Below are 20,027 nucleotides of genomic sequence, written 5' to 3'. Positions count from 1 at the left end.
GTCAGCTGATCGGGCCGGCTTCTAGAGATCGAGGTAGTCGCCCAGATCGGCGTAGTCGACCTGCCACAGGCCGGGGGAGCCCGTCGGGTACTGGGAGCGGAAGCCGAGCATGCGCTGGACGCGCGGCGAGAGCGTTCTCGCGATCTCCATGTCGACCAGGAAGGGGTACGCCTCCTCGCCGGTGAGGAACCCCGGGTTGAGAGCGAAGGCCACGGCCCGCCGGTGTTCATCGCTCGTCCGGTTCTCTCCGCCCCCGTGCGCGGTCTTGCCGCTGAACAGCAGGGCGTCGCCGGCATTCATGACCGCCGGAATCGTCTGCTCAGGAGTCCCACGGTCCTTGAAGTCGCCCCAGTGGTTGCTCCCCGGGATGACGCGGGTGGCGCCGTTCTCTTCTGTGAAGTCGGTCAGGGCGATCAGGAAGTTGACGGCGACTTCCGGGCCACTGGGCCCCATCGCGACGAACGGGAACCAGTTCTCCAGGTCCCGGTGCAGCATCTGCGCCTGGCTGTGCGGGCCGATCTCGATCACCTGTGCGGTGGTCATCCAGTACGTGCCCGACTCCGGGAGGAAGATCCGGTCACAGATCTCGTGGACCAGGCGGTGCTCGAGGATCTCGTTGCGGAACGTGGCACTGTGCGTGACCAGGTTCGTGAGCCGCTTGGTGTTGCTGCCGTGGAACGCGGCCACCACGTCGTTCTCGTGGGTCGAGCCCGGGCGAAGCGCCTGCATCGGCGGCTCGATCTCGGAATTGAAGCGGCTCATCTGCTCCTGCGTCAGGAAGTCCTTGACGATGAGGCCGCCGTCGCGGGTCAGGAGCTCAAGGATCTCGTCCGCCGGAGTGCCGACCGCTACCGACGACAGAGTCTGGGGCTGCTTCTGTGCTGTCATGTGAATCTCTCCTCTACTACATGAACTCCGGCTGATCGGCCGGCGGAATCCTGGCTTTCGTGGTCGACCGCGCGTTTGTCCTGGCGACGGTCAGGTGAGCTCGATCGTCATGGCGCTTCTTCGTAGTTCTGTGGCGGGTGGCGTCACTTTCGCCCGACGCCGTCCCGGTCGGAGCCGATGCCTGCCCAAGGGCCATCGCGGCCGGGCGCCGGGACGTTTCCCTGCCGTCCTGCCTCCGGCGACGCAGCGTGCCGACGCCCTGCGGCCCGCTCCCACGGACGCGCGCTGCCGAGCCATCCGAGCAGGAAGGCCGCCGGGACGGAGACCAGTCCAGGGGTGTGGAGCGGGAACAGGTCGAAGTCCCGGTCCGGCAGCAGCGCGTACGCTGTCCCGGACACCGCGGGGGAGAAGAGGGTCAGCAGGACGCAGAGGGACAGTCCTCCATAGACGAGCCACAGCAGCCCTCGGCGGTCGAAGCCGGTCCAGAGGAAGGAGTAGACGAGCGCGGGACATACACATGAGGCCGCGAGACTCAGCGAGAACGCGAGGAGAAAATCGATGGGGTTGCGGTGCACGGTCGTGGTGAGAACGAGGCTCACGGCGCAGAGCGCGACCACGGACAGCCGCATGACCGTCGGCTCCCCTATGCCGGCCCTCGCAAGGCCCCTCTGCCCGATCAGGTCGCGGGTCACGGAGACGGCGGCGGCGAAGGTCACACTCGCCACGGCTGTGAGGACGGCGAGGAAGGCGACGCAGGCCACGAGGGTGATGAGCACGACCCGGCCGGTGGAATGGTGGGGGAGGACCTCCGATGCGAGGAGGATCGGGGCTCCGGTTCTCGCTCATGGATCAGTCCTTCGAGGGGGAGGCCGGCCCCGGACCGTCGAGGCCGCGGAGCGCGGCGCGCCGGATCTTGCCGCTCTGGGTCTTGGGCAGGTCGGCGAGGAAATGGATCGTGCGGGGGCACTTGTAGGCGGCCAGCCGGTCGCGGGAGAAGGCGATCAGCTCGTCCGCCGTGGCGTTCAGACCCGCCTTGAGCGAGACGTAGGCCACGACGGTCTCGCCGCGGTAGGCGTCCGGTTGTCCGATGACCGCGGCCTCATGCACCGACGGGTGCTCGTACAGCGCGTCCTCGACCTCACGTGGCCAGACCTTGTACCCGGACACGTTGATCTGGTCCTTGAGCCGGTCCACCAGGTAGACCCAGCCCTCCTCGTCGATGACGGCGACGTCGCCGGTACGGAGTCGGCCCTCGGGCATGGTCCGACGGGTGGCCTCGGGCTGGTCCCAATAGCCGGGCACCACCTGCGGCCCGCTCAATTCGAGTTCGCCCTGCTCCCCGCTCGGCACCGCGTCACCGTGAAGGTCCACGACGCGCGCGGTGACGTGCGGCAGGGGTTTGCCGATGGACAGAGTCCCGCTCGGCCGGTGCACCGGCGCTCTTTCCCCTGGTGGCACGGCGATGACGGCGGAGGTCGTCTCGGTCATCCCGTAGCCGTTGTGGAGGTAGACGCCGAACCGCTCCTGGAACCGCTCGACGGTCGCCGGGGGGATCGGCGCACCCCCGGAGTACAGGGCCTTTGCCGACGTGAAGTGCTCCGGTCCGGCCTGCGGCAGCTCGTGGATCGCGTTGTACGCCGTGATGGAGCCGATCGTGAAGGTCACCCCGTGCTCGGCGAATGCCTCCAGGGCGACCCCGGGGTGGAAGCGGCCCGTGAGGACGAGCGTGGTGTCGGTGAGCAGGGAGATCGTCGCGTTGACCACCGCCCCGGTGATGTGGAACAGCGGGGCCACGGCGAACACGACGTCCCCGTCGCCCACGCCCATCCACGACGCGCAGGTCGCCACCACGCTCAGGACGTTGCCGTGGGTGTTCATGGCACCCTTCGGCGGCCCCGTCGTTCCCGAGGTGTACGTCAGGAACGCGACGTCGTCGCGGGTCAGCTCCACGGGCGAGGGGCCGCGGCCCCCGAACTCGCCGATCAGGGCCACCAGGTCGCCGTCCGGCGCCGGGGCGTGGCGTTGCGTCGTCGTGAAGACCCGCGGATCGTTCCTCGACTGGTAGTCCAGCGCCGACGTGCTGATCAGCCAGCGCACCGTGCTCCCCGCCAGCGTGCCCAGCGTCTCGTGGACGTCCGCGTCCGCGCAGACGACCCCGACCGCCCCGGAATCGTCGATGATGCGGCGGAGCTCCTGGCGCCGGTACATCGGGTTGAGTCCCAGCGCCGTGGCCCCCAGCTTCCACAGGGCCAGCAGCACCAGCGCGTACTGCGGGACGTTCTGGAGGTACACCCCGACCCGGTCGCCGCGCCCGGTCCCGCGCGTCTCGAACGCGGCGGCCAGGGAATCCGACGCGGAGTCCACCTCCCGCGCGGACAGGACGCCGTCGAAGTAGCGCAGCGCCGCGCCCTCCGGGTTCTTCTCCACGCGCGCCTTCCAGGCGGCCACCAGCGATGCGGGGGCCGCGTCCGTCCCCGTACCGAACCCGCCGGGGAACGTCTCCCGCCGTCGGCCCTCGTCCACGGTCATCTGCCGTCCTTCCCAGCCGAGTTCATGCGCTCGGCGTGCCGGTCATGTGAGTGCGCGCTTGAGGATCTTTCCGGTGGACGTCATCGGCAGGGTCGGCACGATCTCCACGATGCGCGGGTACTTGTAGCCGGCCATCTGCTCCTTGCCCCAGGCGATCAGCTCGTCGGGGCGGGCCTCGGCACCGCGGTCGAGGATGACGAACGCCTTGATCTCCTCGCCGTGGCTCTCGTGGGGCACGCCGATGACCGCGGCCAGGCTGACCGCCGGGTGCGTCATCAGGACCTCCTCGATCTCGCGCGGGTACACGTTGAAGCCACCGCGGATGATCAGGTCCTTCGCCCGGTCGACGATGTAGTAGAAGCCGTCCTTGTCCCTGCGGGCCAGGTCGCCGGTGCGGAACCAACCGTCCCTGATGGCTTCGGCGGTGGCCTCGGGGCGGCCGTGGTAGCCCTTCATGACGTTGTGGCCCTTGACCGCGATCTCCCCGATGGCACTGCCCGTGCCGTCGTCCTCGACCTCCGACCAGTCCGGCCTGACGAGCTTGACTTCCACGCCCCAGATCGGCACGCCGATGGAACCGGGCCGGGGCTCTCGCGCCGGATCGCTGAAGGTCACCACCGGCGAGGTCTCGGAGAGGCCGTAGCCCTCCAGGACCTGGACGCCCAGTCGCTCCCTGACCTGCTTGAGGATCTCCGCGGGGAGCGAGGCGCCACCGGAGACACCGACGCGTAGGTTCCTCGCGATCCTCTCGGCGTCGACGTCCTCGTCGAGCGCTTGCAGCAGGCCCCACCACATGGTGGGGACGCCCGCGAAGAAGGTGATGTCCTCCTGCCGCATCAGGGACACCGCCTGCCGGGCGTCGAACCGCGGCAGCAGCACCAGCGTGCCGGCCGTCGAGAAACCGGCGTTCATCTGCACGGTCGCGCCGAAGGAGTGGAACAGTGGCAGCACGACCAGGTGGGTGTCCAGGGCGGGTCGGTTCTCCAACAGCCTGTTGCAGGCTAGGGCGTTGAGTACGAGGCCGGCGTGGCTGAGTTCGGCGCCCTTCGCCTGTCCTGTCGTCCCGCTCGTGTAGAGGAGCACGGCCGGGTCGTCCCCCGAGGTACCGATGCTGTCGAATGTCGTCGCGGTTCCCTGCACCGCGGTGCCCATGGTCTCGACGCCCTCGATCGGGCTTTCGGCCGCGGAGTCGGCGGTGATGAGGAAGAAGTGCTCGCACTCCGGGGATTCGCTGAATCCGGCGTGTCCTTCCGCGCCCATCGGCAGACCGGCGTCACCCTCGAAGCAGAAGTACGCCTTCGCCTCCGAGTCGGCGAGATGGTAGGCGACCTCCCGGCCCTTGAGCAGGATGTTGAGCGGTACGACGACTGCGCCGGCCTTGAGGATCCCGTAGTAGACGATCGGGAAGCAGAGCACGTTCGGGCAGCTGAGTGCGACCTTGTCGCCGGGCCGGATGCCGCGGTCGACCAGGAGGTTGGCAACCCGGTTGGCGGCGGCCTCGACCTGGGCGTAGGTGAGACGCGTCGTGCCGAGGACGACGGCGTCCCGGTCAGGGTGCGTGCGGGCGGCGTCTTCGAGCAGGACCGAGAGGTTCAGCATGGTGGGTCTTCCGGGAAGGTGGACCGGGCCAGGCCGCGGGGAACAAACACGCGGACTGGCTCGGAGCGGGTGGGGGTTACGCGTGGCTCGACGCGGGCGTCACAACGTCCGCAGGAGCCGGTCGAGAGCCTCGGCCGTCGCCTCGATGTCGGCGCTGGTGTGTGCCGTGCTGAGAAAGACCTTGCCGGACGGCATGAACAGGAAGCCTTGACGGAGCATCCCTTCGAGGATCTCGGTCCAGAGCCCGCTGGTTCCATGAAGCTCCGTGGTCCCGCCGGCAGGGACGTACTGGAGGAGCGAGCCGACCCGGTTGGAGCGGCCGAACTCGGCGGATGGACCGAGAGCGCCGCCGACGCGTGCCTCGAACTCGGCCGAGGTCCGTTCGAGCAACTCGTAGACCGCGGGATCGGCCAGGGCCCGCATCGTCGCCGCGACGGCCGCCAGGGCGATCGGGTTGGCGTTGAAGGTTCCGGCGTGCACGACGCCGGTCGTCACCTGATCGACCAGTTCGGCCCGGCCGACGACGGCGCTCTGGGTGAACCCGCCGGCCATCGCCTTCCCGAAGACGGACAGGTCGGGCAGCACGCCGTACTTCTCGGCCGCCCCGCCCCGGGCGATCCGGAACCCGGCGATCACCTCGTCGAAGACGAGGACGACGCCGTGCCGGTCGCAGAGGGTCCGCAGCGTCGACAGGAACTGCGGTGCGGGCGCTTCGACGCCGGCGTTGCTCATCACCGGATCGACGAGCACGGCCGCGATGTCGCGCTCGACGGACTCGCTCAGCAGGCGCTCGGCCAGCTGTACGTCGTTGAAGCGCGCCACGACCAGGTCGTCGAGCACGCTTGCCGACTGTCCCGGTCCGCCGGGGGTGGCGGGGCGTCCGCAGTCGTCCTCGGACATCCCGGCGTACACGGTGTCGTGCCAGCCGTGGTAGCTCTTGGCGAACTTGAGGACGCGGCGCCGCCCGGTGGCGGCCCGTGCGAGCCGCAGCGCCACCTGCACCGCTTCGGTCCCCGTGTTGCTCCACAGCAGTCGCTCGCCGTGCGGCACGGCCTCGAGGACCGCTTCCGCCGCGAGGTACTCGAGCGGGTGGCCGGTGCCGACGACCTGCATCCTCGTCGCGACCTCGGTCACGGCGGACACCACGCGGGGGTCGCCGTGACCGAGGACGAGCGGGCCCCAGGCCATCACGTAGTCGATGTACCGGTCGCCGTCCAGGTCCCGGACGTACGCGCCTCGCGCCTCGCGCACGAAGAGCGGATGGGGAGGCATCGCGGCGCGCAGCCCCGACCCCACTCCTCCGCCGACGCTGCGGCGGGCTCGCTCGAAGGCCGAGCGTGATGATTCCAGGGCCATGAGATCGTCCCTGCCTTTCAGTACGTGATCACCGAGCGGATGCCGATGCCGCGCTTCATCTGGTCGAACGCCTCGTTGATGTCCTGGAGACGGATCTCGCTCGTCACGAGGGAGTCCAGGTCGATCCGGTGGTTCATGTAGTGGTCGATCAGCAGCGGGAAGTCGGAAGCCGGTTTGCTCGATCCGTAGTTCGAGCCGATGAGCTTGAGTTCCTGATCGGACATGACGAAGGGGTCGATGGAGATCCGCAGGCCGTCCGCCACCTGCCCGGCGACCACCGCCGTGCCGCCCCGGGCCAGGACCTCGTACGCCGACTCGATGGTGCGGGGCAGCCCGATGGCCTCGATGGCGATCTCCACACCGCGTCCGTCGGTGTGCTGGCGCACCCTGTCGGCGAAGTTCTCGCGGGCGTTGTTGATCAGGTCGGTCGCCCCGAAGACGCGTGCCTGCTCCAGCTTCTCGTCGGAGACGTCCGCGGCGATGATCTTCCGCGCGCCGGCGAGCCGGGCCCCCTGGATCGCGTTCAGACCGACGCCTCCGCAGCCGAGGACCAGCACGGTGTCGCTCGGCCGCACGCCCGCGGTGTTGACGGCCGCGCCGACGCCGGTGGTGACGGCGCATCCGACCAGAGCCGCCTGGGGGAACGGGGCGTCGTCGCGGATGGCGATGGCGCCCGATTCGGGCACGAGGGCGTACTGGCCGAACGTTCCGAGGCCCGCGAAGCTGTAGACCTCGTCCCCGTCCACGGAGGTGACCCGGGTCCGGCCGTCGAAGGACAGGTGGTTCGCCGAGTGCCGGCTGACCATGTCACACAGGACAGGCCTGCCACTGATGCAGTAGTGGCAGCGGCGACAGGAGGGCGTCCAGGACAGCACGACGTGGTCGCCCTTCTTCAGGGTCGTGACCCCTTCGCCGACGCTCTCGACGATCCCGGCCCCCTCATGGCCGAGAATCATCGGCGCAGGAACCTCCCACTCGCCCACGAGCACGTGAAGGTCGCTGTGGCACACCCCGCTTGCTTTGAGCCGCACGAGCACCTCGCCGGGGGGAGGCGTCGAGGGGATCGTCACTTTCTCGATGCTCAGCGGTTCGTTCGGTGTCCTGAAGACAGCGGCGTCGAATTCGATGGTCATGAAAGGTCTCCTTCCGAGCCCTGTGGCGATCAGACCCGAGCGGTGCGGATGAGCTTCTTGTTGGCGAACTCGTCGATTCCGGCCCGGCCCAGTTCACGCCCGAAACCGGACTGCTTGACCCCGCCGAAAGGCAGTTCCGCGCCTTCGAGGCCGACGCCGTTGACGAAGACCATGCCGGCGTCGATCCTGTCGGCGACACGCAGCGCCTGCTCGGCGTCCGTCGTGAACACGTAGGAGCCCAGCCCGTACGGCGTTTTGTTTGCCAACTCGACGGCCTCGTCCTCGGATCCGACGCGGTAGACGGTCGCGACGGGGCCGAAGAGCTCCTCGGCGGCCGACGGCGATGTCGGAGAGACGCCCGTCAGAACGCCGGGCGGGAAGTACGCTCCCTCGCGCTGTCGTGCGGACACGAAGGTTGCCCCGTCAGCGACGGCTCGCTCAATCTGCTCCCCCAGATACTCGGCGGCGGCGACCGAGGAGAGCGGCGTCAGCCCGTCGGTCAGGGCGAGTACCTTCTCGGTGAACGTGTCGAGGAAGGCGTCGTAGAGGCCCTCGGCGACGATGAAGCGCTTTCCGGCGTTGCACGCCTGCCCGGTGTTCTCGAACCGCGTCTCGACCGCCGCCTGGACCGTGGCGTCGAGGTCGTGGGTCGACAGCACGATGAAGGGGTCCGAGCCGCCCAGTTCGAGCACCACCTTCTTGAGGCTGCGCCCGGCCTTCTCGGCGACCTCCGCGCCGGCCCGCTCCGAACCGGTGAAGGAGACGCCCTGCACGCGGGGGTCCGCGATGATACGCGCGATCTGCTCGGCGGTGGCGTGGACGTTGACGTAGCAGCCCTGGGGGAAGCCCGCGTCCGTGAACAGCTGCTGGAGCGCCTCGGACGACTCCGGACACTGCGACGCGTGCTTGAGCACGATGGTGTTGCCCAGCGCGAGGTTGGGCGCGGCGAATCGGGCCACCTGGTAGTACGGGTAGTTCCAGGGCATGATCCCCAGCAACACGCCGACCGGCTGGCGACGGACGAAAGCGGTGCCCTCTCCCTCCAGGAGCTCGATCGGTTCGTCGGCGAGGAACTTCTCCGCGTTCTCGGCGTAGTACCGGTAGATCGAGGCGCTGAACTCGACCTCCGCGACGGCCTCGTCCACCGGCTTGCCCATCTCCCGGTGGATGATCTCGGCGAGCTGCACGCTGCGCTCGTCGTGGAGGGCGGCGACGGTGTTCAACAGCCGGGCGCGCTGTTCCACGGAAGTCTGCCTCGACCACTGCGCGTAGGCTTCCGCCGCCGCGTCGACCGCCCCCTCCACGGCCTCGTCCGTCGCGGTCGGGTACTCCTTGACCAACTCGCCGGTGGCGGGGTCCACCACCGCGTACACGTGCCTCTTCGCCATGCTGACTCCTTCTTCGTTCTCGGGGTTCATGCGAGGGTTCCGGTCGTGTGGGCCGGGTTCGCGTCCAACGCCGCGTTGTGGTCGTGCAGCGCGCGGTAGGCACGGAAGTAGACGAATCCCTGGGTGCCCCACGTCGCCAGTGCGGCGGTGTAGAAGATCGTGCGGTCCGCGTCGTCGAACGGCAGGGGGAAGAAGTCGTAGGTGATCGCGATGGCGGTGCCGGCGGCCGTGACCAGGCCCGTCCAGATCGCGGTCCGCTTCGCGCCCGCGTTCCAGAGCCGCTTGGCGACGTACCCGAGGAAGACCGCCGTGAGGAGATTGGCGACCACGAAGAAAACGGCGACCCAGAACGCGGCGCGGTCGGTGTGCAGGTCCGCGCCGTGGAACTGCCGGAGGAAGAGACCGGCCACGATCGCGACTCCGAACACGGCGATGTCGACTCCGCGGCTCGGCTTGTGGCGATGGGTGACCTGCATCAAGCCCATGACCAGGATCAGCGTGATGCCGACCGCCCTGGAGAAGGCGTCGAGGAAGTACGCCAGGTCGTACAGGACGCTGCCGCTGTCGGCTCCGGACAGTGACCAGAGCAGGAAGTTGCTGCCCGATGTGGCGACGACCATCCACTCGAGACCGAGGAGGTAATTGCCGTACCGGCGGATGAACTTCCAGCCGTAGAAGTAGCCGGCGAAGATCATCCACAGGTCGGCGAGCAGGAACAGTATGTCCTTCATCGCAACGCCCCTTCCCGGACGTCGCGGGACAGGAGGGTGATGACGCTCTCGGCGGCGCGTTGGCCGGTCAGAACCGCGCCGTTCATGGTGCCGGCCCATTCCCCGGCGGTTTCGCTGCCGGCCCAGTGGATGCGCCCGTGGGGCTCGGACAGTGCCTTGCCGAAGCTCGTGGTCGCGTAGGGGGCGACGGCGGGATTGGGACCGCCCGGGGCGAAGGGCTCCGCTCCCCAGCGGTGGTCCACGTAGTCGATCGGGGTGCGGGCCTGCGGGCCGTAGAGGTCGGCGAGCTGCTGGACGACGCGGTCGCGCCGGGTCCCGGGGCTGAAGCCGTCGAAGACGCGCGGATCGCAGAAGGCCATCAGGACGCCCGGTCCGCTGGGGGCGGGGGACACGTCGAAGGTGATGAACACGGTTCCGGTATCGGTCACCGCCTCCCCGGAAAGTCCTTCGGCCCGCCAGAACGGCTTCTCGTACGCCACGAAGGCCTTGCTCAGCACGCCCATGCGCCAGGTTCGCGTGAGCCCTTCGCCCCGCTCGGGCAGGGCGGGGTCGAACTCGATGGCGGCGCGATGCGCAGGCGAGGCCGTGACGATCGCGTACCTGGCGTGGAACTCGCCGGAGCCGGTGCGGACGGTGACGCCGCCGCCGTCCTGCGCGATGCGGCGCACCGGTGTCTCCAGGCGCACCCGGTCGCCGAGCCTCTCTGCCACCCGTTCGGCGATCTCCTGGGTGGTTTCGACGATCCGGTCCTGCTGTTGACCACCTTCGACGTCGAGCATGTGGTCGAGTCCGCCCGCCGAGCGGATGTAGCGCAGCGCGTGCAGCAAGGAGACGTCCCCCGGGGTACACCCCCACTGCACCTTGCTGATGACGGTCATCAGCGCACGGGTGCTGGGCAGCGCGTTCTTCCGGTCGAGCCACTCGCCGAAGGAGAGGGCGTCGAGCCGGCCGGCCCCGGGCGTCTCCCAGGCGGCGTCGACGTCGATGGTCGCGACCAGCTTGTTCACCGCCGCCTGCATACGAGCCATGTCTACCAGGGCCAAGGGGGAGACCTTGGGAATGGTGCCGCTGTAGGTGCGACGCCGACCCGTCATCCACAGCACGTTGCGGCCCTGGGCGAACTGGTCGGTCGTGGTGCACCCCATCCGGCTCGCGAGGTCCCGGACGGCGGTGTGGCGCCGTGCCACCCACGTCGCTCCGAGGTCGACCTTCACGCCCGCCACCTCGCCGGAAAGTGAACGGCCTCCGACCCGGTCGCGGCCTTCCACGACCACCACGGACCGCCCCGTGCTCACCAGTCGCTCGGCAGCGCTCAGCCCGGCGAAGCCGGCACCGACGACGACTACGTCGACCGTGGTGCCCTTGGAGCGGGGCTCACGAGATCCGGACATGGTTCCCTCCTTCACCCACGCGGTTCGCGTGCTCCGAGATGTAGGTCGTGATGGGGTCGACGAGGGCTTCGGGGATGTGGTGGCCCATGCCGGGAATGACCACATGCTGTGCCGAGCGGATCGCCCGTACGGTCGCGGCGCCGCCGCTCGGGTCGACCAGCGGGTCCCGGTCGCCGTTGATGACCAGGGTCGGGGCCGTGATCCTGCTCAGCTCGGCCGTCCGGTCGCCGGAGCGCTGTATCGCCTGGATCTGGCGCGCCGTGCCGGCCGCCGGTTCACCGGCGCTGCGATCCCATCCCCGCGCCGCGACGGCGGCCTCGGCCGCATCGTCGATGGGATGGTCCGTTCCCGCGATGTGCCGGGTGAGCCGCAGGTGAGCGCGGACCGCCGCGGTTCTGTTCCTTGCCGGCGGAGCGGCGAGGAGCCGGATCGTCGACAGAGTCGGCCCGCCCACCTTCTTCGCTCCGGTGGTCGAGTAGAGGGAGGTCAGCGACAGCACGCGCTCGGGTGCCGTGGCCGCGATCGTCTGGGCGATCATCCCGCCCATGGACCGCCCCACCAGGTGCACCCGCGAGATCCCGAGATGGTCGAGCACGCCGATGCCGTCCTGCGCCATGTCGGCCAGCGTGTACGCGTCGCCGCGCGGGCACGCGGCGATCTGGCGCCAGAGCTCGGGAGGAGGAGTGGCGACGAACGTCGACTGGCCGGCGTCGCGGTTGTCGATGGCGACGACCCGGAAGCCCCGGGTAACGAGTGAGCCGACGAACGGGTCGGTCCAGAAGGTGAGGTCCTCGCCCAGCCCCGCGATGAGCAGCATCACGGGGTCGGCCTTGTCGCCGTAGTCCCGGAAGCAGATCGTCATCCCGGACGGCAGGGTCGCGTACGCGTCGGCGCCCTCGGCGTCGCTCGCCTCAGGCATGGGTGGCTCGCCTCCCGCCGGGCAACGACGCAGCCGCCCGCCGGGTGCCGAACTCGAGGTGTTCGTCGGCGACCGGGCCGCGGAGGGCCTTGGCGTCCTCGGGGTACGACATCGCCATCCGCCAGGGCTTCTCGAGGCCCTGCTTGGGCAGGAGCTTCTCGCCGCGCTTGGCGTATCCGGCCTGGAGGTCCATGACGGGCTTGCGCTCCGTACCCGACGGTGCGACCGGAACCACCGTGTCGTAGCCGCGGGTGTCCATGTGCTTGACCAGATCGATGAAGTAGCGACACATCAGGCCCACCTTGAGCGTCCAGGACGAAGTGGTGTACCCGATCGCCATGGCCCAGTTCGGGATCCCGCTCAAGAGCATTCCGCGGTAACAGAGTGCGTCCGCGATGTCGACCTGGCGCCCGTCGACCACGATGGGCATCCCGTCGAAGAGCTGTAGGTTCAACCCTGTCGCGGTGACGATGACGTCGGCTTCCAGTTCCTCGCCCGACGCCAGGACGATTCCGCGCTTGCTGAACCTCGCCACGACGTCGGTGACGACGGAGGCCCTTCCCTCCTTGATGGCGTCGAAGAAGTCGCCGTCCGGTGCCAGACACAGCCGCTGGTCCCACGGGTCGTACGGCGGGTTGAAGTGCTTGTCGACGTCGAACCCCTTGGGAAGGCGCTTGATGTTCTCGCGCCGGATGAATGCCCTGCCGGCCTTGGGGAAGGTCCGCAAGCCCTTGACGACGGCGCGGTCGGTCCAGATGTTCTTGAACCGCGTCACGGCGTACCCGCGTTCTTCCCCGAGCAGCTTCGTGAGCGCCAAGGCGACTTTGTCGACGCGGGGGAGCGCCATGACGTAGGTGGGCGTGCGTTGCAGCATCGTCACGTGCCGGGCGGCGCCCGCCCCGGTGGCCAGGTTCGGCACCAGCGTGATCGCGGTCGCGCCGCTGCCGATGACGACGACTTTCTTCCCGCTGTAGTCGAGACCCTCGGGCCAGTGCTGCGGGTGGACGATCCGGCCCTCGAAGTCGTCCCGCCCCGGGAACTCCGGGGAGAACCCCTCGTCGTACCGGTAGTAGCCGGTGGCGGCGAAGACCCATCCCGCGCGGATCTCCTTGGTCCGGGTCTCTCCCGTAGCGAGGTCCGACGTCTGGACGGTGAGGGTCCACTTCGAGTCCGCTGAGGACCAGGCCGAGCGGATGACCCGGTGGCGGAGCCTGAGGACGCGCTCCAGGCCGTTCTCCCCGACCGCTTCCTGGAGGTACTCCTGTATGAGGGGAGCGTCGGCTATCGCGGCTTCGTGGCGCCACGGTTTGAACGCGTAACCGAACGTGTGCAGGTCGGAGTCCGAGCGGATACCGGGATAACGGAACAGGTCCCAGGTGCCCCCTATGCTGTCACGCGCTTCCAGCACGACGAGCGACTTCTCGGGGAGCTCCCGGCTGACATAGGCGGCCGCGCCGATCCCGGAGATCCCTGCTCCGATGATCACCACGTCGAACTCCTCGACGGCGTCCAACACCTCAGCTGTCATGGCGTTTCCTCGCTGTTCCTGTGGCGGTTGCCTCACTGTCGCGAGCGGCGGTCTCCTGCGAGAACGACAGCGAGCACCTCCTTCGCCGGGTCTCGGTGCACGATGCACAGGCGGGCCGGGCCGCTGCGCCCATACGGTGTCCGGCGTTCGGGGCGCGGCCCCGGTCGAGCCCGCGGCCCGGCCCTTCCGGGAGCAGGGCGGCCGGAGACGGCTGTCCGGCGCTTCCGCCGTCACCGACGGCAACACCCACGACTGCCCCGCTTCGCCGACCGGGCTGGGCGCGACCGGGCTGTGCGCCGTGCACCATCCCCGGGAAAAGGAGGTGCTCAGTGTCGTTCTCACCGCGGTCGTGGCTGAGGACAGTGAGATACGAGGCAATCGCCGCAGGCGAAGTCCAGTTCTGCCGACCGGGGTGTCCAGGGGTGTGCGTTGAGTAACCAGACTGTCATCGTGGGGCTCGGTGCCACTGGCCGGGCCATCGCTTCTTCCTTGCTGCAACGCGCGGACGTGGAGATCGTCGGAGCAGCGGACCATGACCCCCGCGTGGTCGGTCAAGACCTCGGAGTGCTGCTCGGCGGCGTCGCGAACGGCGTCGTCGTCGTGAGCGACCCGGCCGACCTGCCCGCCGCCGACCTCGCGATCGTGGCGACCATTTCGGACCTGCGCAGGATGGCCGACGTCCTGCTGCCGCTCTTGGAGCGTTCGTACAACGTCCTGAGCATCTGCGAAGAGCTGGCCTATCCATGGCAGAGCCACCCCGACCTGGCCCGACGGCTCGACGACGTGGCGAAGGCGCATGGCGTGACCGTCCTGGGCAGCGGGGCGAACCCGGGCGTCCTGATGGACACCCTTCCTCTCCTGCTGACTGCGTTGACCCAGCGCGTGGAGAGCGTACGGATCCGCCGCCGGGCGAACATGTCACGCTATGGCGCGATCCTGTCGAAGTTCGGCCTCGGTCTGACCATGCGCGAGTTCGCGACCGCTCGTAGCCGGGGCGAGGTCGTCGGGCACTACGGCTTCGAGCAGGCCATCGGGGCGCTCGCGGCAGGGCTCGGATGGGATCTCGACACGGTGGACGTGGCAGAGGTCGAACCCGCTGTCGTGACGACTTCGCCGCGCGTCGGGGATCACATGCGTATCGAACCGGGGCAGATAGCGGCTGTCACCCATGCCGCCCGGGGCGTACTCGAAGGCGAAGTGGTGATCGATCTGGAGATCACGTTCGGGTTCTTCGAACCGGCCGATGAGGTGGCCGCGGGGGACGACTACCGGATCGTCGGAGAGGAGCAGGTCGTCGACCTTCGTTCCTCCGTGGGCTTCGACTCCTTCCTCAGCACCATCGCAGCGGCGGTCAATGCCTCCGCCGCGGTCGTCGAGGCGCGTCCCGGTCTTCTGTCGATGGGGGACCTTCCGGCCCGCTCGGTCGCGGCCAAGGGAGAGCGACGAGCAGCCAGGGCCTCGGGGGGTGCTGCCGAGCGGGCCACGCGGAGCCCGAGGCAAGCCGGAAATCCCATCCAGAAGGAGATCAGGACATCATGAGGACCGACGGCACGAAGTACAGCAACTTCACCGGCTGGATCGACCGGCCGGACGACGTTCAGCCCGCACTGGACGGCGACCTCACCTGTGACATCGCCGTCATCGGCGGCGGCATGGGTGGCATGGCGGCGGCGCTGCGCCTCGCGGAGCGCGATCAGGACGTGGTCCTGCTGGAGGCCGAGTTCTGCGGCTACGGCGCGGCCTCGCGCAACGGCGGCCAGATCGCCGGGGCGCCGGGTGGCGACCTGCGGATGCTCAGCCTCCAGTCCCCGAAGAAGATGCCGGTCATGGCCAAACTCGCGGAGCACGCGGGCCACTACGTCGAAGACCTCATGAAGAGGCACGACATCGACTGCGACTACGTGGCGAACGGCCTGGTGTGGGGTGCGGTCTCACCCCTCATGATGCTCAGGGTGCGCACTCAGGCGGCGATCCTGCGCGCCTTCGGCGGGAACGGGACCGTCGGGAGCCGGGAGGAACTCGGCCTCCCTGCCGGCTTCGTGGGTGGTATGCGGGAATCCATCGGCGGGATGCTGAACCCGGGCAAGCTCGCCCGTGGTGTGCGTCGCGCGCTGCTCGCCTCCTCGGCCAAGGTCTTCGAGCAGTCGCGGGTGAGCGACGTCCGGCGGACAGGCGGCATCGTCGAGCTCACGACACCGCACGGCACCGTGCGGGCCGACAAGGTGATCCTCGCGACCAACGTCTACGGCGGCGAGTGGGACATCACGCCCAAGAACCTGGCGACGCCGCTGTACGTCATCGAGATCGAGTCGGAGCCCATCGCGCCGGAGCGGCTCGCCGAGCTGGACTGGACCAGCCGGTCCGGCATCATCACTCAGCACCAGCTGATGACCCACTACCGGCTCACCGAGCGCAACACCATCGTCTGCGGGGTCCGCCAAGCACAACGGGGTCAGACCTTCCCGCTCCCGGACCGGGTCCCGGACCCCGGAGTCGTACAGGACATGGGGAAGGACCTGGCCAAGCGGTTCCCGTCGCTGTCCGACGTGGCGATCGAGCGGGCCTGGGGCGGTTGGATCGGCATCAGCCCGGACTGGCTGTCGGTCGCCGGTCAGGTGGGCGACAACGTCTTCTACTCGATGGCCTGCAACGGCCACGGCCTCTGTCAGGTGCCGTACGTGGCCCATCAGCTCGCCGACTACGTCGTCGACGGTGAGATGTCGGATGACCTCGCCAGCATCTGGTCGAACGCCACCAAGTACCCGCCGTCCATGTCGCTGCTCATGCAGCCCCTCGTCCTCCGAGCGATCTGGAGGCTCGACCGGTTCAACGATTTCTTCAACGGCAGCAAAACGCTGGCGCGCCGACGTCGCAGGCGCGGGGACTCCTGAAGGTTCGGGCGGAACCGCCGAGTTCTGCGAAGCTGCCGTAGTCATCGCATCAGGTCCAGCCTGATCCTCCGCAACTGCGCGCCTGTGGACGCTTCGTCATCGTCCAGGCCGCCGACGAGCCCTTCATCTGCCTGTGACGCGGCATGTCGGGAGCCTCGGTTCCCCGAGAGCAGAGGGACACTGAGAACATGGATGAGCTGTGGCCCCCGCCCTCGCCTGAGGTCGCGGATGCGATCAGGTCCCTGTGTCAGCGCCTGCTGACGGAAACGGACGCCCTGGTCGGCGCCTTCGCAAGGCCCTCTCTCGTCGCCCAGAACGATCCCGCCCTCCTCGCGGACGCATCGCTGGTCGAGGAGGATCGCGCGCTCAACCGCTCTGACCTGGTCCAATGGATGACCGCGAATGTTCAGCAACCGGGACGGCGGGTAGAGCCCTACGTCAGCCCCAGGACCACGGCGTACATCAACGATCTGGTCTCCCGGGGCATCGCGCCCGACTTCGCCGGTGCCTGGCGCGTGGCCCTGGGGATCGGCTGGCGGCGGTGGCTGGAGGAGTGCGTGGCGGACTGTGCCGACTCCGCCCTTCTCGTGGAAGTCCTGGACGTGACGGCGCAGTCGCTGGTGCAGTACGCCCTCGACTCCGTCGCGGCCCTGCGTCAAGCCGGCCTCGCCGCGGCGATGGGGAACACGGATGCCGAGGGGATCGCGCTGATCCAGCTGATCGCCAGTGGGGCGCCGATGGCGGAGGACCTTGCCGAAGGCCGCCTGCGCTACCGGATGGCGCGGTGGCACGTGGGTCTTGTCCTGTGGGTCGATGACCCCCGGCAGGCCGGTGCCCTGGACGACGAGGTCTCCGCCGTGCGCTCCGCCGCTGGCGGCCGGAGCGCGCTGGTGGCGCGGGCCAGTGCCACGTCGCGGTGGATCTGGCTCTCGGGAGAAGTCGTCCCGGACCTTCACCACGTGGAGAATGATCTCGCGGCGGCCGACGAGGTCCGCGCGGCGGTGGGACGGCCGGGGCGCGGTCTCGATGGATTCCGCTCCAGCCACCAGGACGCCCTCGCGGCGCAGGCGCTGGTGATCCGGCTGGGATCCGACCGGCGATTCACCGCCTACGCCGATGTCGAGCTGATCGACGCGCTGACGAAGGATCGTTCCGGCGCACGCAGGTTCGTCCTCAACACCCTCGGGCCATTGGCCGAAGCCGACACAGCGCTACGACAGGCCCTCCTCACCTACGTGCAGTGCGGCTTCAGTACCACCCGGGCAGCCGCCAACCTCTATGCGCACCGCAACACCGTCGAACGGAGGGTCTCCCGCGCCAACGAGCTCTCGGCCGTCAAGGTGGAGGCCAACCCGGCCCACGTGGCGGCGGCGCTCCTGGTGCTGGACATCGCGCCTGACATCGTGACGATCGCTCCGAGCTGAGCTCACACCACGGGGTTGTGAGGCCACCTCCTGCCGCTCCTGCTGACTTTCGCTGAGCCGCCGACCGCTCTCAAGCCGCGGGGCCGCGTGCGCTGACCCGGGACCCGGGCTGCCCACCGGGCCCGCCCAGTGCCCGGCGCAGTACCGCGATCTGTTCGCGGGCCGCCCGGCGCGGCAGTGTGAGGTGGGGGAGTACGCCGTCGAAGCCGTGGAACGCGCCGGGCCACAGGTGGAACTCGGTCGACACGCCCGCCTCGATCAGGCGCAGCGCGTACCGGACGCACTCGTCGCGGAAGACCTCCAGCTCGCCGACGTCCACGTACGCCGGAGGGAGCCCGGACAGATCGGCGGCGCGGGCGGGCGCGGCGTACGGAGGGGTGTCCTCGCTCCCCGCGAGCGGGCCGAGCAGGGCCGCCCAGCCGTAGAGGTTGTTGGCGCGGGGCCAGGTGACGGCGTCGGTGAACTCCCGGCTGGAACCGGTGGTGTTGCGGTCGTCCAGCATCGGGCAGAGAAGGAACTGGAAGATCAGGCCGGGACCGCCGCGGTCCCGGGCCAGCAGGGCGGTGGCGGCCGCGAGTCCGCCGCCCGCGCTGATCCCGCCGATCGCCAGGCGCCCGGGGTCGATCATCAGAGGCCCCGCCCGGTCCGCCGTCCACCGCAGGGCGCGGTAGCAGTCCTCCACGGGCCCGGGATACGGGTGTTCGGGTGCCAGTCGGTAGTCCACCGAGACCACGGCGCAGTCGGCCTCCAGGGCGTACGCGGACACCCGGGCGTCGTCCATCTCGGGGGAGCCCAGGACCATGCCACCGCCGTGCACCCACACCAGACAGGGCAGCACGCGGGAGCCCGCCGCGCGCGGCCGGTAGGTCCGGACACGCAGTGGGGTGGGGCCCGGCAGGTGGCGGTCGGTCACCACGACGCCCTCGGCGGGCGGGGCGACAGGCCGCGCGGCGCGCTCGGCCCGCAGCGCGGCCAGGTCCTCGTACGGCAGGCCGTCGAGCACCGTGGGCGGCGGCGGGTCGGTCGCGAGCGCGGCCGCCATTTCGGGGTCCAGGTTGGGGTGGTGAGTCATGGGCGGGGGCAAGCCTTCCTCGGTGCGACGCGGTTCGGTGTCCCGTGGCGTGCGTGGGGTACGCGCGCGGGGGTGCGCCGGACACCTGTCCGGCGCACCCCCCACCCTCCCGCCTCAGCCGCGGGCCACGCAGATCGATCCCTTGAGGCGCTCGCCCGCCTCGTAGACCATGTACGGCACACCCCGGTCCGTACCGAAGCTGGGCGCGGCAGCCCGGCCGTTCTCCGGGGCCGCGTTGCTCGACTCGTAGAAGAGGCCGAGGTGGTTGCGGCGGGAGAAATCGTTGCCGACCTCGGTGATCAGCATGTTCCCGCCGGTCTCCTTACCGGTGTGGTAGACGACGTACGTGCTGTTGTTACGGGTCAGCAGGTGCGCGCCGCTGATGTTGTTCGCGCCGACGTCCGAGTGCCGGATCAACGGCTGCTGCGCGAACGTCCAGGTGCGGCCGTCCTTCGACCAGCCCCAGCCGACGTCACGGTGGTTCGACTGATTGTTGACCATGAAGAGCATCACGTAACGGGCGTCCCGCGCGGGCAGGTTGTGCCGGAACACCCGTGCGTACGAGGTCTCGCTCGTGCCGGCCGGAAGCATGTCCTTGGTGAGCACGGTCCTGTCGTACGTGAAGGTGATGCCGTCCTTGGAACGGGCGAGGCGGGTGGTGTGGTTCTCGCCGTGGAAGTACAGCCAGAGCTCCTTGACGTCCTCGTTCCACAGGACGTGCGGCGAGGAGACATGGCTGACCTTGTAGTGCGGTTGCCAGTCGTTCGAGACGATCGGGTTCGCCGGGTACTCCGTGAACGGCCCCTCCAGCGAGTTCCCGTAGGCCAGGCAGATGCCGCCGGGGGCGTCGTGCGGGGCGTAGTACAGGTAGTAGCGGCCCAGGGGGTCGGCCAGCCGGTCGTAGACGCCCCGGATGCACGGGAAGATGATCTCGCCCGTCGGGTTGTACTTCAGCTGGGAGGGTGTCAGGAGCGGCTTGAGGTGCTTGTAGTCCGGGAAGCCGCCCGGTGCCGCGGCTGCCGGGCTCGCCGTCGCTCCGGTGGCGGCCAGGCCGGCGGTCGCCGCGATTCCGGCGACCGTCCCGCGCAGGAAGATCCGGCGGCTCGGCCGCCCCGCGTCGGGCGTGAAGGAGGAGTCCTCGTGCTGTGTCATGTCGTTCTCCGTCCCGAGAAGTGATG

16 protein-coding genes are annotated in these 20,027 nt (G+C 69.3%); 3 read left to right on the top strand and 13 right to left on the bottom strand.

The window, feature by feature from the left end; translation table 11 throughout:
- Nucleotides 1–21: 21 nt before the first annotated feature.
- The 11 genes from A3Q37_RS00280 to A3Q37_RS00230 form a co-directional block, all read right to left on the bottom strand.
- A complete protein-coding gene (locus A3Q37_RS00280; RefSeq protein WP_065475729.1) occupies nt 22–888 on the bottom strand; it encodes a phytanoyl-CoA dioxygenase family protein in 867 nt (288 codons plus the stop codon).
- A 143-nt stretch (nt 889–1,031) separates the two neighbouring features.
- On the bottom strand, nt 1,032–1,664 hold the full coding sequence (locus A3Q37_RS00275; RefSeq protein WP_079137582.1) for a sodium:solute symporter family transporter: 633 nt from the start codon (nt 1,662–1,664) through the stop codon (nt 1,032–1,034).
- 73 nt (nt 1,665–1,737) lie between these two features.
- Nucleotides 1,738–3,417, bottom strand: coding sequence for a class I adenylate-forming enzyme family protein (locus A3Q37_RS00270; RefSeq protein WP_079137581.1), 1,680 nt, complete (start codon nt 3,415–3,417; stop codon nt 1,738–1,740).
- 42 nt (nt 3,418–3,459) lie between these two features.
- The gene (locus A3Q37_RS00265; RefSeq protein WP_065475722.1) at nt 3,460–5,016 is read right to left on the bottom strand and encodes a long-chain fatty acid--CoA ligase; all 1,557 of its coding nucleotides are present in this window, start codon (nt 5,014–5,016) and stop codon (nt 3,460–3,462) included.
- 99 nt (nt 5,017–5,115) lie between these two features.
- Nucleotides 5,116–6,372 carry an aspartate aminotransferase family protein gene (locus A3Q37_RS00260; protein WP_065475719.1) on the bottom strand — a complete coding sequence of 419 codons (1,257 nt, stop codon included), beginning with the start codon at nt 6,370–6,372 and terminating at the stop codon, nt 5,116–5,118.
- Nucleotides 6,373–6,389: 17 nt separating this feature from the next.
- A complete protein-coding gene (locus tag A3Q37_RS00255; RefSeq protein ID WP_065475717.1) occupies nt 6,390–7,505 on the bottom strand; it encodes a Zn-dependent alcohol dehydrogenase in 1,116 nt (371 codons plus the stop codon).
- Between the two features lie 29 nt (nt 7,506–7,534).
- Complete coding sequence (locus A3Q37_RS00250) at nt 7,535–8,893, bottom strand: NAD-dependent succinate-semialdehyde dehydrogenase (protein ID WP_065476696.1); 1,359 nt, start codon at nt 8,891–8,893, stop codon at nt 7,535–7,537.
- Between the two features lie 26 nt (nt 8,894–8,919).
- On the bottom strand, nt 8,920–9,624 hold the full coding sequence (locus tag A3Q37_RS00245) for a transporter (protein ID WP_065475714.1): 705 nt from the start codon (nt 9,622–9,624) through the stop codon (nt 8,920–8,922).
- A complete protein-coding gene (locus A3Q37_RS00240; RefSeq protein ID WP_065475711.1) occupies nt 9,621–11,015 on the bottom strand; it encodes a flavin monoamine oxidase family protein in 1,395 nt (464 codons plus the stop codon). Before A3Q37_RS00240 ends, A3Q37_RS00245 begins: the two co-directional genes overlap by 4 nt.
- Complete coding sequence (locus A3Q37_RS00235) at nt 10,999–11,934, bottom strand: alpha/beta fold hydrolase (RefSeq protein WP_065475708.1); 936 nt, start codon at nt 11,932–11,934, stop codon at nt 10,999–11,001. Before A3Q37_RS00235 ends, A3Q37_RS00240 begins: the two co-directional genes overlap by 17 nt.
- Entirely contained in the window at nt 11,927–13,462 is a 1,536-nt protein-coding gene (locus tag A3Q37_RS00230; protein ID WP_065475705.1) for an NAD(P)/FAD-dependent oxidoreductase, read from the bottom strand. Before A3Q37_RS00230 ends, A3Q37_RS00235 begins: the two co-directional genes overlap by 8 nt.
- A 450-nt stretch (nt 13,463–13,912) precedes the next feature.
- Between A3Q37_RS00230 and A3Q37_RS00225 the strand changes: the two genes are divergently transcribed.
- From A3Q37_RS00225 to A3Q37_RS00215, 3 genes are all read left to right on the top strand, one after another.
- Nucleotides 13,913–15,001, top strand: a complete 1,089-nt coding sequence (locus A3Q37_RS00225) for a dihydrodipicolinate reductase (protein ID WP_255311682.1) — start codon at nt 13,913–13,915, stop codon at nt 14,999–15,001.
- The gene (locus tag A3Q37_RS00220; RefSeq protein WP_065475702.1) at nt 14,998–16,353 is read left to right on the top strand and encodes an FAD-binding oxidoreductase; all 1,356 of its coding nucleotides are present in this window, start codon (nt 14,998–15,000) and stop codon (nt 16,351–16,353) included. The genes A3Q37_RS00225 and A3Q37_RS00220 overlap by 4 nt, the downstream gene beginning before the upstream one ends.
- Nucleotides 16,354–16,541: 188 nt before the next feature.
- A complete protein-coding gene (locus tag A3Q37_RS00215) occupies nt 16,542–17,777 on the top strand; it encodes a CdaR family transcriptional regulator (RefSeq protein ID WP_065475694.1) in 1,236 nt (411 codons plus the stop codon).
- A gap of 70 nt (nt 17,778–17,847) precedes the next feature.
- Here the strand turns inward: A3Q37_RS00215 and A3Q37_RS00210 are convergent, their stop codons facing one another.
- Both A3Q37_RS00210 and A3Q37_RS00205 read right to left on the bottom strand, forming a co-directional pair.
- On the bottom strand, nt 17,848–18,849 hold the full coding sequence (locus A3Q37_RS00210) for an alpha/beta hydrolase (RefSeq protein WP_065475690.1): 1,002 nt from the start codon (nt 18,847–18,849) through the stop codon (nt 17,848–17,850).
- Between the two features lie 114 nt (nt 18,850–18,963).
- Nucleotides 18,964–20,001 carry a hypothetical protein gene (locus tag A3Q37_RS00205; RefSeq protein ID WP_065475684.1) on the bottom strand — a complete coding sequence of 346 codons (1,038 nt, stop codon included), beginning with the start codon at nt 19,999–20,001 and terminating at the stop codon, nt 18,964–18,966.
- Nucleotides 20,002–20,027: the final 26 nt, after the last annotated feature.

This window comes from Streptomyces sp. PTY087I2 (assembly GCF_001687325.1).
Classification (GTDB): Bacteria; Actinomycetota; Actinomycetes; order Streptomycetales; family Streptomycetaceae; genus Streptomyces.
This window is presented reverse-complemented; position numbering and strand designations above follow the sequence as displayed.

Coding starts and splice junctions, on each gene's coding strand:
- A3Q37_RS00255 (WP_065475717.1), bottom strand. CDS start 7,505: ATGACCATCGAATTCGACGCCGCTGTCTTCAGGACACCGAACGAACCG.
- A3Q37_RS00260 (WP_065475719.1), bottom strand. CDS start 6,372: ATGGCCCTGGAATCATCACGCTCGGCCTTCGAGCGAGCCCGCCGCAGC.
- A3Q37_RS00235 (WP_065475708.1), bottom strand. CDS start 11,934: ATGCCTGAGGCGAGCGACGCCGAGGGCGCCGACGCGTACGCGACCCTG.
- A3Q37_RS00240 (WP_065475711.1), bottom strand. CDS start 11,015: ATGTCCGGATCTCGTGAGCCCCGCTCCAAGGGCACCACGGTCGACGTA.
- A3Q37_RS00280 (WP_065475729.1), bottom strand. CDS start 888: ATGACAGCACAGAAGCAGCCCCAGACTCTGTCGTCGGTAGCGGTCGGC.
- A3Q37_RS00245 (WP_065475714.1), bottom strand. CDS start 9,624: ATGAAGGACATACTGTTCCTGCTCGCCGACCTGTGGATGATCTTCGCC.
- A3Q37_RS00205 (WP_065475684.1), bottom strand. CDS start 20,001: ATGACACAGCACGAGGACTCCTCCTTCACGCCCGACGCGGGGCGGCCG.
- A3Q37_RS00215 (WP_065475694.1), top strand. CDS start 16,542: ATGGATGAGCTGTGGCCCCCGCCCTCGCCTGAGGTCGCGGATGCGATC.
- A3Q37_RS00270 (WP_079137581.1), bottom strand. CDS start 3,417: ATGACCGTGGACGAGGGCCGACGGCGGGAGACGTTCCCCGGCGGGTTC.
- A3Q37_RS00250 (WP_065476696.1), bottom strand. CDS start 8,893: ATGGCGAAGAGGCACGTGTACGCGGTGGTGGACCCCGCCACCGGCGAG.
- A3Q37_RS00265 (WP_065475722.1), bottom strand. CDS start 5,016: ATGCTGAACCTCTCGGTCCTGCTCGAAGACGCCGCCCGCACGCACCCT.
- A3Q37_RS00210 (WP_065475690.1), bottom strand. CDS start 18,849: ATGACTCACCACCCCAACCTGGACCCCGAAATGGCGGCCGCGCTCGCG.
- A3Q37_RS00230 (WP_065475705.1), bottom strand. CDS start 13,462: ATGACAGCTGAGGTGTTGGACGCCGTCGAGGAGTTCGACGTGGTGATC.
- A3Q37_RS00220 (WP_065475702.1), top strand. CDS start 14,998: ATGAGGACCGACGGCACGAAGTACAGCAACTTCACCGGCTGGATCGAC.